This window comes from Streptomyces griseofuscus (assembly GCF_014673495.1).
Classification (GTDB): domain Bacteria; phylum Actinomycetota; class Actinomycetes; order Streptomycetales; family Streptomycetaceae; genus Streptomyces; species Streptomyces murinus.
In genome coordinates this window covers 2,060,449-2,077,050 of record NZ_CP051006.1, presented here as the reverse complement: position 1 = coordinate 2,077,050, position 16,602 = coordinate 2,060,449, and the positions used below count along the sequence as shown (strand labels likewise).

13 protein-coding genes are annotated in these 16,602 nt (G+C 73.3%); 8 read left to right on the top strand and 5 right to left on the bottom strand.

Features of this window, described 5'->3' with window-relative positions; all coding sequences use genetic code 11:
• Positions 1-79: 79 nt before the first annotated feature.
• The 3 genes from HEP81_RS09135 to HEP81_RS09125 all read right to left on the bottom strand — a co-directional run bounded on the left by HEP81_RS09135 (position 80) and on the right by HEP81_RS09125 (position 3,320).
• Positions 80-592, bottom strand: a complete 513-nt coding sequence (locus HEP81_RS09135; protein ID WP_037657929.1) for a DUF2231 domain-containing protein — start codon at positions 590-592, stop codon at positions 80-82.
• Between the two features lie 112 nt (positions 593-704).
• A complete protein-coding gene (locus HEP81_RS09130) occupies positions 705-1,472 on the bottom strand; it encodes a hypothetical protein (protein WP_037657927.1) in 768 nt (255 codons plus the stop codon).
• 165 nt (positions 1,473-1,637) lie between these two features.
• Positions 1,638-3,320, bottom strand: coding sequence for a PucR family transcriptional regulator (locus tag HEP81_RS09125; protein WP_037657925.1), 1,683 nt, complete (start codon positions 3,318-3,320; stop codon positions 1,638-1,640).
• Positions 3,321-3,614: 294 nt separating this feature from the next.
• Between HEP81_RS09125 and HEP81_RS09120 the strand changes: the two genes are divergently transcribed.
• The 6 genes from HEP81_RS09120 to HEP81_RS09095 all read left to right on the top strand — a co-directional run bounded on the left by HEP81_RS09120 (position 3,615) and on the right by HEP81_RS09095 (position 11,066).
• Positions 3,615-4,505, top strand: a complete 891-nt coding sequence (locus tag HEP81_RS09120; protein WP_037657924.1) for an FAD binding domain-containing protein — start codon at positions 3,615-3,617, stop codon at positions 4,503-4,505.
• Positions 4,505-5,077: a (2Fe-2S)-binding protein gene (locus tag HEP81_RS09115; protein WP_037657923.1), complete on the top strand. Its 573-nt coding sequence runs from the start codon at positions 4,505-4,507 to the stop codon at positions 5,075-5,077. Before HEP81_RS09120 ends, HEP81_RS09115 begins: the two co-directional genes overlap by 1 nt.
• A 1-nt stretch (position 5,078) precedes the next feature.
• Complete coding sequence (locus HEP81_RS09110; protein WP_037657921.1) at positions 5,079-7,463, top strand: xanthine dehydrogenase family protein molybdopterin-binding subunit; 2,385 nt, start codon at positions 5,079-5,081, stop codon at positions 7,461-7,463.
• 245 nt (positions 7,464-7,708) lie between these two features.
• Positions 7,709-9,166, top strand: coding sequence for an NCS2 family permease (locus HEP81_RS09105; protein ID WP_037657989.1), 1,458 nt, complete (start codon positions 7,709-7,711; stop codon positions 9,164-9,166).
• A gap of 44 nt (positions 9,167-9,210) precedes the next feature.
• Positions 9,211-10,356, top strand: coding sequence for an XdhC family protein (locus HEP81_RS09100; RefSeq protein ID WP_037657919.1), 1,146 nt, complete (start codon positions 9,211-9,213; stop codon positions 10,354-10,356).
• Positions 10,357-10,424: 68 nt separating this feature from the next.
• Positions 10,425-11,066, top strand: a complete 642-nt coding sequence (locus tag HEP81_RS09095) for a LysE family translocator (RefSeq protein ID WP_037657918.1) — start codon at positions 10,425-10,427, stop codon at positions 11,064-11,066.
• A 47-nt stretch (positions 11,067-11,113) separates the two neighbouring features.
• On the opposite strand, the gene HEP81_RS09090 is transcribed toward HEP81_RS09095, so the two are convergent.
• Positions 11,114-11,554, bottom strand: coding sequence for an SRPBCC family protein (locus HEP81_RS09090; RefSeq protein ID WP_037657917.1), 441 nt, complete (start codon positions 11,552-11,554; stop codon positions 11,114-11,116).
• A 78-nt stretch (positions 11,555-11,632) separates the two neighbouring features.
• Entirely contained in the window at positions 11,633-12,400 is a 768-nt protein-coding gene (locus HEP81_RS09085) for a polysaccharide deacetylase family protein (protein ID WP_037657988.1), read from the bottom strand.
• Between the two features lie 178 nt (positions 12,401-12,578).
• On the opposite strand from HEP81_RS09085, the gene HEP81_RS09080 reads away from it, so the two are divergent.
• Both HEP81_RS09080 and HEP81_RS09075 read left to right on the top strand, forming a co-directional pair.
• Complete coding sequence (locus HEP81_RS09080) at positions 12,579-14,369, top strand: S1 family peptidase (RefSeq protein WP_078967477.1); 1,791 nt, start codon at positions 12,579-12,581, stop codon at positions 14,367-14,369.
• On the top strand, positions 14,366-16,597 hold the full coding sequence (locus tag HEP81_RS09075; RefSeq protein WP_037657916.1) for a tetratricopeptide repeat protein: 2,232 nt from the start codon (positions 14,366-14,368) through the stop codon (positions 16,595-16,597). The genes HEP81_RS09080 and HEP81_RS09075 overlap by 4 nt, the downstream gene beginning before the upstream one ends.
• Positions 16,598-16,602 lie beyond the last annotated feature (5 nt).

Below are 16,602 nucleotides of genomic sequence, written 5' to 3'. Positions count from 1 at the left end.
GCGACGGTCGCGGGGGTCGTGTCAGGGCGCGGGTCCGGCGTGGCTTGCCGCGTGGTTCCCCGCGCCCCTGAAGAGCGCCTCAGGAACCGTCGGCGCCGTGCTCGCCGTGCGCCGACTTCGAGAACCCGTCGTGCCACGCCGCCTTCGCGCCCGAGTCGCCGATCCGGTACACATCCACCACCGCGCCCAACGCGATGACCACGGACAGCAGCCCGAGGACGATCCGCACCGGCAGCGCCGACCAGCGCGCGCCGCCGCCCTCCTCGCGGCGCGACCCGCGGCCCGCCCACCACACCACCACGGCCAGCACGAACAGCCCCAGCACCCACGGCAGCAGCCCGTCGCCCAGCTCGGTGTGCCGGCGCACCAGCGGGTCGGAGTCGACATGCCGCTCAAGCCATTCACCGGCGCTCGTCGTGAGCGGCACGCTGACCAGGGACACGAGGCCGAGCGCGGGCAGCAGGACGCCGAGCCGGCGCGCGGCCCGCGGCCATATCGCCGCGGCGACCAGCGCGAGGGCGGTCAGCGGGACCAGCACCACGACGACATGGACGAGCAGGACATGGGCCGGAAGCCCGTTGATGAGGGTCATGCGACGCGCTCCTGGGGTGGGGGGTCTCGGGGCGCGTCACACTGGCACAGCCGTCTCTCAGTTCCCTCTGAGCACGCCCCCACGGCTCCCGCGCCCCGCACGCCCCCCCCGCTCACGCCGTGGCCGGCCCCGCCGCCGGGGGCGCGAGCTGCGCCGCCAGCCACGTCGGCACGCCCCCCAGGAGGCGGAACAGCCGCCGCGCCTCGTCGCGCAGCCGGGTCGCCGCCGGTTCGTCCTCCGTGTCCGCCAGGGACACCAGCGCGGGCGCCGTACCCACGAGGTAGCCCAGCTCCTCCCGGATCCGCAGGGACTCGGCGAACCCGTGTCGCGCCTCAGCCAACTCCCCGTCCCGCAGGGCGAGTCCGGCCAGATGGCGCCAGGTGAACGACAGCAGCAGCGGATCGGTATGCGCGGTCGCGCCCGCGTGCGCCCGGCGGTACGCGGCGCGCGCCGCCTGCGGGGAGCGGGACAGGTTCTCCGCGAGCAGCCCCCGCCGGAAGTCCAGCAGCGCCCGCCCCGCGGCCCCCGGCGGGATCAGGGCCGCCGCCCGCCCCAGCGCGGCCCGCGCCTCGTCCACCCGGTCCCGGATGCCGTGCAGCGTCGCGGCGTACGCGAGCTGCCCGCGCTCGCAGGCGGCCGCGCCCCGCTCCTCGTCGGTGTGCGCGAGCGCCTCCGCCGTACGCAGCGCGTCCTCCGCGTCCGCCCAGCCGCCCTCGGTGTACAGGCAGCGCTCCACGAGCAGCATCGCCCGTTGCAGCGCCGCGCCCGGCGTGTCCGGTGGCAGCAGGGCCGCGGCGTCGGCCCAGCAGGCCCGCGAGCGCAACCGCCATACCGCGGTCTGGAGAGGATCGTCACCGGCGGTCGTTCCGTTCCCAGACATGGCGGTATACGCCACGTTGACCTCCCCAGGCACACCATCGGGCTGTTGAGTGGTGGCGGCATTCCAGCACCGATCGCCACACCTGGCCAAGGGGGTGGGTGAAAGATTTCACAAAGTCGTGGGGGCGTGGCGCGGACGCGGTTCGTCCGCTTCGCCCCGTCCGGCTCAGCTCATCCGCAGCGCCAGGAAGAAATCGAGCTTGTCCTCCAGACGCGAAAGATCCCGTCCCGTCAACTGCTCGATCCGCCCGACGCGGTAGCGCAGCGTGTTGACGTGCAGGTGCAGCCGGGTGGCGCAGCGGGTCCAGGAGCCGTCGCAGTCGAGGAACGCCTCCAGGGTCGGTATCAGCTCCGCGCGGTGCCGGCGGTCGTAGTCCGTCAGCGGGTCGAGCAGCCGGGCCGTGAAGGCGCGGCGCACATCGTCCGGCACGAACGGGAGCAGCAGCACATGGCTGGCCAGCTCCTGGTGCCCGGCCGCGCAGACCCGGCCCGGCCGGGCCGCCGCCACCCGGCGGGCGTGCCGTGCCTCCTCCAGGGCGCCGCGCAGGCCCTCCGCGGAGTGCACGGCCGCGCTGACGCCGAGCGTGAGCCGCCCGTCGCCGTCCAGACCCGCCGACAGCGGCTCGCGCACCACCTGGAGCAGCGCGTCGGCCAGCAGCCCGGTCTCCGCGCCCTCCCGGTCCGCGGCGACGGCCGGTACGGCGGGCAGCGGCACCAGCGCCACCGCCTCGTCCCCGGTGTGCGCCACGGCGATCCGGTCGGCCGGCTCCGGACCGGTCGCCGACGGGTCGACCAGCACCTCCTCCAGGAGCGCCTGGGCCACCGGCCCGCCCTCGATCTCCCCGCCGTCCCACTCCACCCTGGCCACCACGACCTGCCAGTGCGGGGCCGCGCCGAGACCGGGCAGCAGCACCGGCGCGGCCACCCGCAGCCGGGCCGCGATCTCCGCGGGCGCGGCACCGGTCTGCACCAGCTCCAGGACCTCCTGGGCGAGCCGGCGCCGTACCGTACGGGCCGCCTCCCGGCGGTCGCGCTCCACGGCGATCAGCTGGGTGACGCCCTGGAGCAGATCCATCCGCTGCCCGTCCCAGTCGCTCGCGTCCGCCTCCACGGCCAGCAGCCAGTCCGACAGGACCGTCTCGCGCACATCGCGCGCGGCGCCCGGGGTACGCCCCGAGGAGCGGATCGGGAAGAGCGAGTACGTCGTACCGTCCAGCTGGACCCGGTGCGGGCCGCGCCGGCCGGTGCGGGTGGCGGCCAGCTGCTCGGCGGCGAGCCGGGCGCAGGTCCCGGCGGGCAGGTCGGGGCCCGCGACCTTGGAGCCGGCGATCAGCCGGCCGGTGGGGGAGAGCACCCAGGCGCGCAGGTCGAGGTCGGTGCCGAGCAGATCGAGCACCACATCGGGGCCGCCGCCGGCCGGGCCCGAGGTCATCATCCGGCGGTGCCGGTCCACCACGGCGGCCAGGTCCCCGGCGCGCTCGCCCGACACCTGTCGTACGACATGCTCGGTGACCGTCGCGAAGGCCACCGACTCGTCCACCGCGAGCAGTGGCAGCCGGTGCTTGGCGCAGGCCGCGATCAGGTCCTCCGGCACCCCGCCCAGCTCGGCCGTGCCCGCCGCGAGGGCGGCCACCCCGGCCTGCACCAGCAGGCGTACGAAGGGCTCGGAGTCCGCCGCGTCGCGCCGCCAGGCCAGGCCCGTCAGCACCAGCTCCCCGCCGGCGAGGTAGCGGCTCGGGTCCCGCAGGTCGGTCGTCATCACACCGCGCACCGAGCGGTCCAGCTCGTCCTCGCCGCCGAGCAGCAGCAGGCCCAGCGCGTCGGTGTCCAGCAGTGCGCGCAGCCGCATCTCAGTTGCCGCCGTTTCTGTGTCTCGAAACCTACGATGGATCTTCGGAGGGTGACGGGGGAGTGACCGTTTCCCCGGGAAAACGGAGAGGTTACCGATGGCCTCCGTTCATACGAATCTACAAGATGCTTCCCCTGGCCAGCGAACTCCTTCATGGTTTCAGTGACTGACCCCGTCGGAGTACACGGCGGTGTACTGACTCCACTCCACGTCAACACGACAGGAACGAGCCGGGCCCGCCGCACACGGATTGGCTCAAATCCGCAGAACCCAAGACGAAGAAGAGAGCCGGTCATGGACTTCCTTCGCCCCGCCAGCTGGGAGGAGGCGCTCGCCGCGAAGGCCGAGCATCCCACCGCTGTGCCGATCGCGGGTGGCACCGATGTGATGGTCGAGATCAACTTCGACCACCGCAGGCCCGAGTACCTCCTCGACCTCAACCGCGTCGGCGATCTCTACGAATGGGAGACCGGCGAGGACTCCGTGCGGCTGGGTGCCTCCGTGCCCTACAGCACGATCATGGAACAGCTCCGTGCCGAGTTGCCGGGCCTCGCGCTCGCCTCGCACACGGTCGCCTCCCCGCAGATCCGCAACCGCGGCGGCGTCGGCGGCAACCTCGGCACGGCCTCGCCCGCCGGCGACGCCCACCCCGCCCTCCTCGCCGCGGGCGCCGAGGTCGAGGTGGCGTCGGCGGCGCGCGGCACCCGGATGATCCCGATCGACGACTTCTACACCGGCGTCAAGCGCAACGCGCTCAAGCCCGACGAGCTGATCCGCGCCGTCCATGTGAAGAAGGCGGACGGCCCCCAGCAGTACTCCAAGGTCGGCACCCGCAACGCCATGGTCATCGCCGTGTGCGCCTTCGGTCTCGCCCTGCACCCCGAGACCCGCACCGTGCGCACCGGCATCGGCTCGGCCGCGCCCACACCGGTGCGCGCCAAGGCCGCCGAGGAGTTCCTGGACGCGGCGCTCGCGGAGGGCGGCTTCTGGGACAACGGGAAGATCATCACCCCCTCCGTCGCCAAGCAGTTCGCGGACCTGTGCGCCGCCGCCTGCAACCCGATCGACGACGTCCGGGGCACCGCGAGCTACCGCAGGCACGCGGTCGGCGTGATGGCCCGCCGGACCCTGACCTGGACCTGGGAGTCGTACCGCGGCGCCCGCCACACCGAGGGAGCTGCGTGATGCGCGTCAACTTCACCGTCAACGGACGCCCGCAGGAGGCCGACGACGTCTGGGAGGGCGAGTCCCTGCTCTACGTGCTGCGCGAGCGGCTCGGCCTGCCCGGCTCCAAGAACGCCTGCGAACAGGGCGAGTGCGGCTCCTGCACGGTACGCCTCGACGGCGTGCCGGTGTGTTCCTGTCTGGTCGCGGCCGGACAGGCCGAGGGCCGGGACGTGGTGACCGTCGAGGGCCTGGCCGACCACGCGCGGCAGCGCTCCCGCGGCGGCTCCGAGGGCGTCCCCCTGGACGCCGCCAAGGGCTGGGCGGCCAAGGGCGGCACCGACTCCCAGGCCGGCGAGGGCATCGAACTCGCCCCGATCCAGCAGGCGTTCATCGACGCCGGCGCCGTCCAGTGCGGCTTCTGCACCCCGGGCCTGCTCGTCGCCTCCGACGAACTCCTGGAGCACAACCCGAACCCGTCCGACGCCGACATCCGCGAGGCCCTGTCGGGCAACCTGTGCCGCTGCACGGGCTACGAGAAGATCATGGACGCGGTCCGGCTGGCCGCCGCCCGCCAGTCCGAGGGGGTCTGACATGCCGGCCAACGGAGTTCCCACCAAGATCACCCAGGGCTCGGGCACCAAGGGCGGCATCGGCGAGTCCACGCTGCGCCCCGACGGCACCCTCAAGGTCACCGGCGAGTTCGCCTACTCCTCGGACATGTGGCACGAGGACATGCTGTGGGGCCAGATCCTGCGCTCCACCGTCGCGCACGCCGAGATCGTCTCCATCGACACCGCCGAGGCCCTCGCCCTGCCGGGTGTGTACGCCGTCATGACGTACGACGACCTGCCCACCGAGGTGAAGCACTACGGACTGGAGATCCAGGACACCCCGGTCCTCGCGCACGGCAAGGTGCGACACCACGGGGAGCCGGTCGCGATCGTCGCCGCCGACCATCCGGAGACCGCCCGCCGGGCCGCCGCCAAGATCAAGGTGGAGTACCGCGAACTCCCCGTGATCACCGACGAGAAGTCGGCCCTCGGCCCGGACGCCGTCCTCGTCCACGAGCACCGCGACGACCACCACATCGGGCATGTCGACCACCCGAACATCGTGCACCGCCAGCCGATCGTGCGCGGCGACGCGGCCGCGGCCGCCGCCCGCGCCGATGTGATCGTCAAGGGCGAGTACACCTTCGGCATGCAGGACCAGGCGTTCCTCGGCCCCGAGTCCGGGCTCGCGGTGCCCGAGGAGGACGGCGGCGTCCACCTCTACATCGCCACCCAGTGGCTGCACTCCGACCTGCGCCAGATCGCGCCCGTGCTCGGACTGCCCGAGCGCAAGGTGCGGATGACGCTGTCCGGCGTCGGCGGCGCGTTCGGCGGCCGCGAGGACCTGTCCATGCAGATCCACGCCTGCCTGCTGGCGCTGCGCACCGGCAAGCCCGTCAAGATCGTCTACAACCGGTTCGAGTCCTTCTTCGGGCACGTCCACCGCCACCCGGCCAAGCTGTACTACGAGCACGGCGCCACCCGCGACGGCAAGCTGACCCATGTCAGGTGCCGGATCGTCCTGGACGGCGGCGCCTACGCCTCCGCCTCCCCGGCCGTGGTCGGCAACGCCTCCTCGCTGAGCATCGGGCCGTACGTCGTGGACGACGTCGACATCGAGGCCATCGCGCTCTACACCAACAACCCGCCCTGCGGCGCGATGCGCGGCTTCGGCGCGGTCCAGGCGTGCTTCGCCTACGAGGCCCAGATGGACAAGCTGGCGAAGGAACTGGGCCTGGACCCGGTGGAGTTCAGGCAGCGCAACGCCATGGAGCAGGGCACGATCATGCCCACCGGCCAGCCGGTCGACTCCCCGGCGCCGGTCGCCGAACTGCTGCGCCGCGTCAAGGCGATGCCGCTGCCGCCCGAGCGCCAGTGGGAGTCCAGCGAGGGCGCCGACGTACGGCAGCTGCCCGGCGGCCTGTCCAACACCACGCACGGCGAGGGCGTCGTACGCGGGATCGGCTACGCGGTCGGCATCAAGAACGTCGGCTTCTCCGAGGGCTTCGACGACTACTCCACCGCCCGGGTGCGCATGGAGGTGATCGCGGGCGAGCCCGTCGCCACCGTGCACACCGCGATGGCGGAGGTCGGCCAGGGCGGTGTCACCGTGCACGCCCAGATCGCCCGCAGCGAGCTCGGCGTCGCCCAGGTCACCATCCATCCCGCCGACACCCAGGTGGGCTCGGCGGGTTCGACCTCCGCCTCCCGGCAGACGTACGTCACCGGCGGCGCCGTCAAGAACGCCTGCGAGCTGGTCCGCGAACGGGTCCTGGACATCGGCCGGCGCAAGTTCGGCTCCTACCACCCCGCCTGGGCCACCGCGGAACTGCTGCTGGAGGGCGGCAAGGTCGTCACCGACGGCGGCGAGGTGCTCGCCGACCTGGTGGACGTCCTGGAGGACGAGGCGGTGGAGCTGGAGGAGGAGTGGCGGCACCGGCCGACCGAGGCCTTCGACCTGCGCACCGGGCAGGGCAACGGCCATGTCCAGTACTCCTTCGCCGCGCACCGCGCCGTGGTCGAGGTCGACACCGAACTCGGCCTCGTCAAGGTCATCGAACTGGCCTGCGCCCAGGACGTCGGCAAGGCGCTCAACCCGCTCTCCGTCGTCGGCCAGATCCAGGGCGGCACCACGCAGGGCCTGGGCGTCGCGGTGATGGAGGAGATCATCGTGGACCCGAAGACCGCGAAGGTCAGGAACCCCTCCTTCACGGACTACCTGATCCCGACCATCCTCGACACGCCGACCATCCCGGTCGACGTCCTCGAACTCGCCGACGAGCACGCCCCCTACGGGCTGCGCGGCATCGGCGAGGCCCCGACCCTGTCCTCGACCCCGGCTGTCCTCGCGGCGATCCGCAACGCGACGGGCCTGGAGCTGAACCGGACGCCGGTACGTCCGGAGCATCTGACGGGCACGGCGTAACGCCTCCGCTGCCGCCCCCCCCCGCCGCGGGCAATCGTGCCTCCCCCAGAGTCTCAAGGGCCTGGGGGGGACCCCAGGCGGCACGGGTGGGCGCAGCGGCACCCCGACGCCGGGCAACCGCTCACCCCGGCCCCACCCCCCATACGTGCCACACCGGGCCGTCCCCCGGGTTACGTGCACATCCCAAATCCCGCTCAACTCAACGGAGTGAACGGGTGCCCCTGTGAACCTTGGGAGACGGCACCATGACCCATCCATCAGTGGAGCCCAGGACCACGGCCGAGGACGCCGGCGACGGCAGCCGCGTCCCGGCCGGCCGGTCCTGGCTCGACCGGTACTTCCACATATCCCGGAGAGGATCCACCGTCGCGCGTGAGGTGCGCGGCGGGGTCACCACCTTCATGGCGATGGCCTACATCCTCCTCCTCAACCCCCTGATCCTGTCCGGCAAGGACGTCCAGGGCGACACCCTCGGCCAGAAGGCCCTGATCACCGCGACCGCGTTCGCCGCGGCCCTCACCACGCTGCTGATGGGCTTCGTCGGCAAGGTGCCCCTCGCGCTCGCCGCCGGCCTCTCGGTCTCCGGGGTACTGTCCGCGCAGGTCGTGCCCAACATGACCTGGCCGCAGGCGATGGGCATGTGCGTGCTCTACGGCGTCGTCATCATGCTGCTGGTCGTCACCGGCCTGCGCGAGATGATCATGAACGCGATCCCGCTCGCGCTCAAGCACGGCATCACCATGGGCATCGGCCTGTTCATCGCCCTCATCGGCTTCTACAAGTCCGGCTTCGTGCACCAGGGCAAGGGCACCCCGCTGAGCCTCGGCCCCGCCGGCCAGCTCACCGGCTGGCCGGTGCTGCTCTTCGCCGGCACCCTGCTGCTGATCTTCATGCTCCAGGCCCGCAACGTCCCCGGCGCCATCCTCATCGGCATCGTCTCCGGCACGGTCGTCGCCGCGGTCCTCAACGGGCTCGGCGTCATCGACCCCCGCCAGTGGGCGTCCGGCGCGCCCGAACTGCACGGCGGCGCCGTCTCGATGCCGGACTTCTCGCTCTTCGGGCACATCGGCTTCGGCGGCTGGGACAAGGTCGGCGGGATGACCGTCGCGGTGATCGTCTTCACCCTGGTGCTCGCCGGGTTCTTCGACGCGATGGCCACCATCATCGGCGTCGGCACGGAGGCCGGGCTTGCCGACGACAAGGGGCGGATGCCGGGGCTGTCCAAGGCGCTGTTCATCGACGGCGCGGGCGGTGCGATCGGCGGTCTGACCGGCGGCTCGGGCCAGACCGTCTTCATCGAGTCGGCGACCGGCGTCGGCGAGGGCGCCCGCACCGGGCTCGCGTCCGCGGTGACCGGACTGCTGTTCGCGGCCTGTCTGTTCTTCACCCCGGTGACCGCGATCGTCCCGCAGGAGGTGGCCTCCGCGGCGCTGGTGGTCATCGGCGCGATGATGCTGATGAACGCGCGGCACGTGGACTGGGGCGACCGGGCCACCGCGATCCCGGTCTTCCTGACCGTCGTCCTGATGCCGTTCACGTACACGATCACCACGGGCGTCGCCGCGGGCGTCATCTCGTACACGGCGATCAAGGTGGCCCAGGGCAGGGCGCGGGAGATCGGCGCGTTCATGTGGGGGCTGACGGTGATCTTCCTCGTGTACTTCGCGCTGCACCCCGTAGAGAGCTGGCTCGGCGTCCACTAGCGCCACGCCCTTCACCGGCAACCACCCTTTGAGGAGACCGACAGATGCTGGACATCGCCGAGGAGTTGAACCGTTGGGTCGGCCAGGGGCGTGACTTCGCGGTCGCCACCGTCGTGGCGGTCGGCGGCAGCGCGCCCCGGCAGCCCGGCGCCGCGCTCGCGGTCGATGCCGACGGCACCGCCATCGGCTCGGTCTCCGGCGGTTGTGTGGAGGGCGCGGTGTACGAGCTGTGCCGGCAGGCGCTGAAGGACGGCGAGACCGTCCTCGAACGCTTCGGATACAGCGACGAGGACGCCTTCGCGGTCGGCCTGACCTGCGGCGGCGTCATCGACATCCTGGTCACACCGGTCCGGGCGCAGGACCCCGCCCGGCCGGTGATCGCGGCCACGCTGGCCGCCGCCGCGCGCGGGGAGGCGGCGGCGCTCGCCCGGATCGTGGAGGGCCCGGCCGGCCTCCCCGGCCGCGCCCTGCTGGTGCGGCCCGACGGCTCGTACGACGGCGGGTACGGCGCCCACCCCGAACTGGACCGCACCGTCGCCGCCGAGGCCCGCGCCCTCCTGGACGCGGGCCGCACCGGCACCCTGGAGACCGGCGCCCGGGGCGCGCGCTGCGGGGCGCCGGTCACCGTCCTGGTGGAGTCCTCGGTGCCCCCGCCCCGGATGATCGTCTTCGGTGCGATCGACTTCGCCGCCGCCCTGGTGCGGGTCGGCAAGTTCCTCGGCTACCACGTCACCGTGTGCGACGCCCGCCCGGTCTTCGCCACCCGCACCCGCTTCCCGGAGGCCGACGAGATCGTGGTCGAGTGGCCCCACGCCTACCTGGAACGCACCGGGACCGACGGCCGTACCGTCCTGTGCGTCCTCACCCATGACGCCAAGTTCGACGTACCGCTGCTGAAGGTGGCGCTGCGCCTCCCGGTCGCCTACGTCGGCGCGATGGGCTCCCGCCGCACCCACCTCGACCGCGCCCGCCGCCTGCGCGAAGTCGGCCTCACCGAGCGGGAGTTGTCCCGGCTGCGGTCCCCGATCGGCCTCGACCTCGGCGCCCGTACGCCTGAGGAGACAGCCCTGTCGATCGCCGCCGAGATCGTCGCCACCCGCCACGGCGGCACCGGCACCACCCTGACCGGCGGCCACACCCCGATCCACCATGACCGGACCGTCGCAACCCGAATCGACTCGGTGGCCTGAGCCTCAAGCGGTCCCGCCCCCGGGAAAAGCGATTGCCGCCCGCCCCGGGCCCTGTGTTCCATGAGGGCATGGTCTCCCTCGACCGGCTGCTCGCCTTCTCGGCGCTGGCCCTGCTGCTGATCGTGATACCCGGCCCGAGCGTGCTCTTCGTCGTCGGGCGGGCCCTCGCGCACGGCCGCCGGGCCGCGCTGACCACGGTCGCCGGGAACACCCTGGGCGCGTACGTCCTCGTCGCCGCCGTGGCCCTCGGCATCGGACCGGTGGTGGAACGCTCGGTCCTGCTCTTCACCGCGCTCAAGCTCGCGGGCGCCGCCTACCTGGTCTATCTGGGTGTCAAGGCATGGCGGCAACGCGGTTCGCTGCGGGCCGCGTTCACTCGCGCCGAGCCCCCGGAGCGGGGCGGTCTGCGCACCCTCGGCGAGGGCTTCGCGGTCGGGGTGGCGAACCCCAAGACGATGGTGTTCTTCGCCGCCGTACTGCCCCAGTTCGTGGACCGCGCCCAGGGGCATGTGCCCGTCCAGATGCTGCTGCTCGGCCTGGTCTTCAACGTCATCGCGCTGGTCTCGGACAGCGTCTGGGGCCTGGTCGCCTCCGCCGCCCGCGACTGGTTCGCCCGCTCGCCCCGCCGGCTGTCCGCGGTCGGCGGCGTCGGCGGCCTGGCGATGATCGGCCTGGGCGTGACGGTGGCGGCGACGGGCCGCAAGGACTGAACCCCGTCCGGAGCAAGGTGAGGCACGACAAGCGGAGCTGACTGCGCTCACGCCCGCCTGAGCAGCCGGTTCAACCCGCGTCCGAAGACGACACGGGCCATGCGCGCGACCACGACGTCGAACGCCCGGGGCAGGAAGCGCACCCGCAGCTCCTCCTGCCACACCACCCGGCTGCGGCCCCCGGGACCCGGCACGACCTCGATCCGCGCCCAGCCGAGGATCACCCGGCCCCGCTTCTCCAGCCGGCACACCCCGCCCCCGTCACCCACGGGCGGGCGCCAGACGGTCACCTCCATGGTGTCGTCCACGGCGAGCGGCCCGATGCCCGTACGCGCCGTGAAACGGGTGCCCACCCCGGTCGGGCCGGGAGTGAGCACCCTGATCCCGGTCAGCGGCACGGTGATCGTGTGGCGGGGCCACTCGGTGATCCGGCGCCATGCCTCGTCCAGCGGGAGCGGCACGGTCCGGGTGAGGGAGAAGGTCGGCACGTGCCGATCGTAGGCAATGACCCCCGCGTACCCCGGAGGTCGGCACCGGCTCACCCGGTCGGCCCAGTCCCGCGGCGCTCAGGGCCGGTAGACCTTGCCCGGCTCGGCCCTGCCGGGGGCGAGGAGCTGGGGGACCGTCACGAAGGTGTACCCGCGCTTCTTGAGGGCGTCGATGATGCCCGGTACGGCGGGCACGGTGCCGGAGTAGAGGTCGTGCAGCAGGATGATCCCGTCCCGGTCGGCCTGGTCGAGGACGCGCTTGGTGATGAGCGCCGAGTCGGTCGTCGCGTAGTCCTTGGCGGTGACGCTCCACAGGACCTCCGCGAGCCCCAGCTCCTTGCAGATCTCATGGATGTTGGCGTCCGTACGGCCCTGCGGCGGGCGCATCAGGGTGGGCTTGCGCCCGGTGATCCGCTTGATCGCGTCGTTCGGCCGCCGCAACTCGTCGCGCACCTGGTCGTCGGATATGTCCGTGAGGATCTTGTGGTCCCAGGTGTGGCTCGCCACCTCGTGACCCTCGTCCGACATGCGCTTGACCAGCCGCGGGTACTTCTCGATGTGCCGCTTGCCGAGCAGGAAGAACGTCGCGTGGACCTTCTTCTCCTTCAGGATGTCCAGCAGCCGGGGGGAGTTCTCGCTGGGGCCCGCGTCGAAGGTCAGCGCGATGCACTTGGCCGTGCGGCAGTCGACGCCGCCGAAACTCGCGGGCGCCCCCTGCGCCGCCTCCTTGCGCGCGCTGCTCGGCGAGGTGGTGTCGACCTGCGCGCAGCCGGTCAGCGCCAGCGCCATGCCGACGGCGGCCGAGACGAGCACGGCCGGACGGAACCCGCGGCGCCGTTCCCGCATCTTGTCCGTCGCGGACACCGGCGTACGGGTCTTCTTGATCGAAGGAAACATGCCGGGACTATACACACATTTTATAGATCTTTTGTTCGAATATGGACGAACCTTCACAGGGGCGGTCGGGTACGCGGTCACCGCACACCGGTAGTTCCACGCCGGTGCGGGGAGTAGCCTCGGCAGCATGACGCGCACGGGGGAGCGAGCCGTCAAGTCCCGCTTACGCACGCCGACATGGATCGCCCGCATCGAGGCACCGGACGGCACGGTGCTCGGTGCCGGGGTGCTGCTCGCCCCCGACCGGGTGCTCACCGCGGGCCATGTCGTCACCCCGGGCACGCGGTACGCCGTCCGACTCGTCGGGGTGCCCGGACAGGGCGCGGTCACCGCCACCGTCCGCCCGGACGAACACGTACCGGAGCGGGAGGACGCGTTCGGCGACCGCAGCGGCGACCTCGCCCTGCTGCGCCTGGCGGAACCCCTGCCCGCCGAACACACCACCCGCCTCTACCGGCTGGCCTCGCCGCACGGACCGGTGAGCATGTACGGCTTCCCGGCCGGCGACGACGGCGGCCGCTGGCACGGCGCCACCCTGGTCGCCGCCCGCGGCCGGGACAGCCGGGTCCAGCTGCGTCCGCTCACCCCCGGAGAGCTGGCCGCCCCCGGCTTCAGCGGCGGCGGAGTCGTCGACCACGCCACCGACCAGGTGATCGGGATCGTGCTCAGCGTGGACGAGGGACAGGTCTCCGCCTTCAGCCAGATGAGCCCCACCGAGACCATCCTCAGCCATCTGCCGCAGGCCGCCGCCTGGACCGACGGCGCCTCGGCGGTCGACCCCCGGCTGCGCGGCCGGGCGGCGAACGGCGCCGGGCGCCTCGATGTGCCCTTCGCCACCGAACTCGCCGGCTGGTTCCGGGGCGAGGGCTGGCCGGTGCTCGTCACCGTCGTACCGGCCCGCGGCGACCGCGCCTTCACCCTGGAACGGGCCGTCACCCTCGCGGACCGCGAACTGCGCACCCAGCGCAACACCAGCGCCTTCAGCCATGACCCGCCCGAGACCGTTCCCCCGGCCGGTGCGCACGATCTCGCCCTGGACGTCGGGCAGTTGACGGCGGGGCAGGTCATGGACCGCATCGCCGAACGCCTCGGTATCCGCGACGACCCCCGGCCCGAACGGCTCGCCACCCTGCGCGTCCCGCTCGCCGCCGTACTGGTCGGCGTCGAGCAGAGCGCCGACCCCGACGCCCTGCTCGCCCTGTTGGACCGGCTCGCCCGGCACGGGGCCCGGCTGCTGCTGGTCCACCGCCGCCAAGGTGGCCGGGCCGCCCAGGCCGCTGAGTCCCTGGTGCACCGTCCGCTGCGCGAGCGCTGGTCCCGCCTCGGCGCCCAACTCGACCGCATCATCGATGAGTTGGGGCCCGCGCTCGACGCCCGCCGGGACCGGGTGACCGCCGGGCCCGGCGCCGAGCCGCTGCTGGACCAGGCCGAGGCCGCCGTCGGCCGCAGCCTGATGCTGCGCGCCTGGATCGCCCACAGCTCGGAACAGGACCGTGAACCCCGCCGCGCCGACCTGCTGTTCACCTTCGAGGACGCCGCCGAACGCCGCGGCCAGCGCCTGGAGGCGGCCCTCGATCTGCTCGACGCCCGGCTGCGCCGCTGGGCGGAACTCCGCGGCCGGGTCACCGCCCAGTGGCCGCTGTGCCGCCGCCGCGCCGAGGAGCAGGGCGACCGGGTGCTGGAGGCCTACCGGCTCTACGAGGCCGCGCTCATCCTGCTGCGGCAGACACCCTGCGACATCGAACGCGCGGAGGCCGCCGCGGACCGCTTCATCGCATTCTGCGCGGAGGCGGCGGGGCCGGGAGAGCCGGCCGGAGAGAAGGCCGGCGCGGAGCCGGGCGAACACGCCCGCGCCCCCGACCACCCCCCGCCTCCCCGCCGTAGCGCCACCGACCCCCGTGAGGAGCGCGGCTCATGACCACCTCCTGCGTCCGCCCCGGCTGCGCGGGCCGCATCATGGGGACCGGCTACTGCGACACCTGCGGGCACCGGCACATCGAACCGCGCGGCACCCCGGCCGCGCCGCCGCCCGTCGTGGTCGAGGAGAGCCCGGGACCGCCGACCGTGCACGCCGTGGCCGGGGTCGGCGAACTCGACCAGCACGGACTGGTCGTCCTGCCCGAGGTGCCCGAACCCGATGACGTCCTGCTGGTCGAGGACCCGCGCCCGCCCACCGAGGGCCGCCGCTGCGGCACGGACGGCTGCGGCATGCTCATCGGCGTGGGGTACGGCGGTCAGCCCGCCCGCGCCACCGGCCGCTGCCCCCGCTGCGGCACGCCGTACTCCTTCCTGCCCCAACTGGCCCGGGGCGACCTGGTCGCCGGGCACTACCGGGTCCTCGGCTGCCTCGCGCGCGGCGGCCTCGGCTGGATCCATCTCGCCGAGGACACCCGCGCCGAGGGCCACCGCGTCGTCCTCAAGAGCCAGATCGACGCGGGCGGCGCGCTCGCCCGCCGTACCGCCGTCGAGGAGCGCCGCTCCCTCACCGACCTGCACCACCCGGACATCGTGCGGATCATCACGTACGCCGATCACCGGCCCCCGGGCGGGACGTCCACCGGCTACCTGGTCATGGACTACATCGGCGGCCGCTCCCTGCAACAGCTCTTCGACGCCGACGACATCGAGCGCGTCTTCCACGGCCGCCCCCGCCTCGACCATGTCCTCAGCTACGGCTGCAAGATCCTCGGCGCGCTGGAGTACATGCACGAACGGGGCCTGCTCTACTGCGACATGAAGCCCGCCAACGTCATCCACTTCGGGCGGGCCGTGAAGGTCATCGACCTCGGCGCGGTCCGCGCGATCGGCGACCGCGCGTCCGCGTACGTGTACACGGCGACGTTCGCGCCGCCGAAGGCGGAGATCGACCGGCGCGGCTGGCACGTCGACAGCGACCTCTACACCGTCGGCATGACCCTCCAGGCCCTGGCCCGCGACACCGAACCGGCCCGCGGGCTCGCGCACGACTCCTTCCGCCGGCTCGTCGACCGCGCCACGCATCCCGAACCCCGCGCGCGGTTCCGGTCGGCCGCCGAGATGTCCCGCCAACTCTGGGAGGTGCTGCGGGAGTTCCGCTCGCTCCAGTTCGGGGAGCAGCTGCCGGAGAGCTCCACCCGGTTCCGCGCCACCGGCGCCAGCCTGGACGCCGGGCTCGGCGCGATCCCGGCCCTGGACCACTGGACCGCCCGCACCGGCGAGCGCCCGGCCGAGCTGGACGTGTCCCCGCCCTCGCCCGCCGAGGTCGCCGGCGCCCTGCCGGAGCCGGTCCCCGATCCCGCCGACGGCGCCGCCCTGGTCCTGGACACCTTCTCGCCCGACGCCCCCGACCAGGTGGCCCGGCAGTGGCCCCGCGACTCCCGCCTCGGCACCCCGGAGACCGCGCTGTGGCTGTGCCGCGCCTATCTCAGGGGCGGCGACCGGGACGCGGCCGCCGACTGGCTCACCGAGGCCGAGACCCAGCTCGGCGAGCGCGCCGCCGCCCATGACTGGCGGATCGCCTGGCACCGGGGCGTCCTGCACCTCGGCAAGGGCGAGGTCGAGCCGGCCGGCGCCCGGTTCGAGGCCGTGTACCGGGCGCTGCCCGGCGAGTACGTGCCCAAGCTCGCCCTCGGCCACTGCGCCGAGCACGGCGCCCGCACCGCCCGCGCCATGCGCTTCTACGAGGCCGTGTGGAAACGGGACAGCGCGCACACCGCCGCCGCCTTCGGGCTCGCCCGCGGCCATCTGGCCGGCGGCGACCGGGATGCCGCCGTGCGCGTCCTGGACGAGGTACCGGCCACCTCCCGCCACCACGACGCCGCCCGGGTCGCCGCCGTCCGTATCCGCGCCGGTGTCATCGGCGGACTGCCGCCCACCCCCGCCGATCTGGCCGACGCGGCCCGGCGGCTGCCCGAACTGCGCCTGGACGGCGGCGCCGAGGACGGCGAGTCCCGGGCCCGGCTGGTCGCCGAGGTCCGCGAGAACACCCTGGGCGGCGGCGCCGCTGCCTGGCCGTCCGGGAGCCTGCTCGGACCCGGCGACGAGCGCGGCCTGCGCACCCTGCTCGAACACTCCTTCCGTCAGCTGGCCGCCCAGGCCCGCACCGCCCCGGAACACGGCCGGTTGCTCGATCTGGCCCATTCCGTACGGCCGTTGACCACCTTCTGAGGACG

What these genes read in the sequence shown, in the direction of transcription:
- HEP81_RS09135 (WP_037657929.1), bottom strand. Translation starts at nt 592, where the DNA reads ATGACCCTCATCAACGGGCTTCCGGCCCATGTCCTGCTCGTCCATGTC.
- HEP81_RS09130 (WP_037657927.1), bottom strand. Translation starts at nt 1,472, where the DNA reads ATGTCTGGGAACGGAACGACCGCCGGTGACGATCCTCTCCAGACCGCG.
- HEP81_RS09125 (WP_037657925.1), bottom strand. Translation starts at nt 3,320, where the DNA reads ATGCGGCTGCGCGCACTGCTGGACACCGACGCGCTGGGCCTGCTGCTG.
- HEP81_RS09120 (WP_037657924.1), top strand. Translation starts at nt 3,615, where the DNA reads ATGGACTTCCTTCGCCCCGCCAGCTGGGAGGAGGCGCTCGCCGCGAAG.
- HEP81_RS09115 (WP_037657923.1), top strand. Translation starts at nt 4,505, where the DNA reads ATGCGCGTCAACTTCACCGTCAACGGACGCCCGCAGGAGGCCGACGAC.
- HEP81_RS09110 (WP_037657921.1), top strand. Translation starts at nt 5,079, where the DNA reads ATGCCGGCCAACGGAGTTCCCACCAAGATCACCCAGGGCTCGGGCACC.
- HEP81_RS09105 (WP_037657989.1), top strand. Translation starts at nt 7,709, where the DNA reads ATGACCCATCCATCAGTGGAGCCCAGGACCACGGCCGAGGACGCCGGC.
- HEP81_RS09100 (WP_037657919.1), top strand. Translation starts at nt 9,211, where the DNA reads ATGCTGGACATCGCCGAGGAGTTGAACCGTTGGGTCGGCCAGGGGCGT.
- HEP81_RS09095 (WP_037657918.1), top strand. Translation starts at nt 10,425, where the DNA reads ATGGTCTCCCTCGACCGGCTGCTCGCCTTCTCGGCGCTGGCCCTGCTG.
- HEP81_RS09085 (WP_037657988.1), bottom strand. Translation starts at nt 12,400, where the DNA reads ATGCGGGAACGGCGCCGCGGGTTCCGTCCGGCCGTGCTCGTCTCGGCC.
- HEP81_RS09080 (WP_078967477.1), top strand. Translation starts at nt 12,579, where the DNA reads ATGACGCGCACGGGGGAGCGAGCCGTCAAGTCCCGCTTACGCACGCCG.
- HEP81_RS09075 (WP_037657916.1), top strand. Translation starts at nt 14,366, where the DNA reads ATGACCACCTCCTGCGTCCGCCCCGGCTGCGCGGGCCGCATCATGGGG.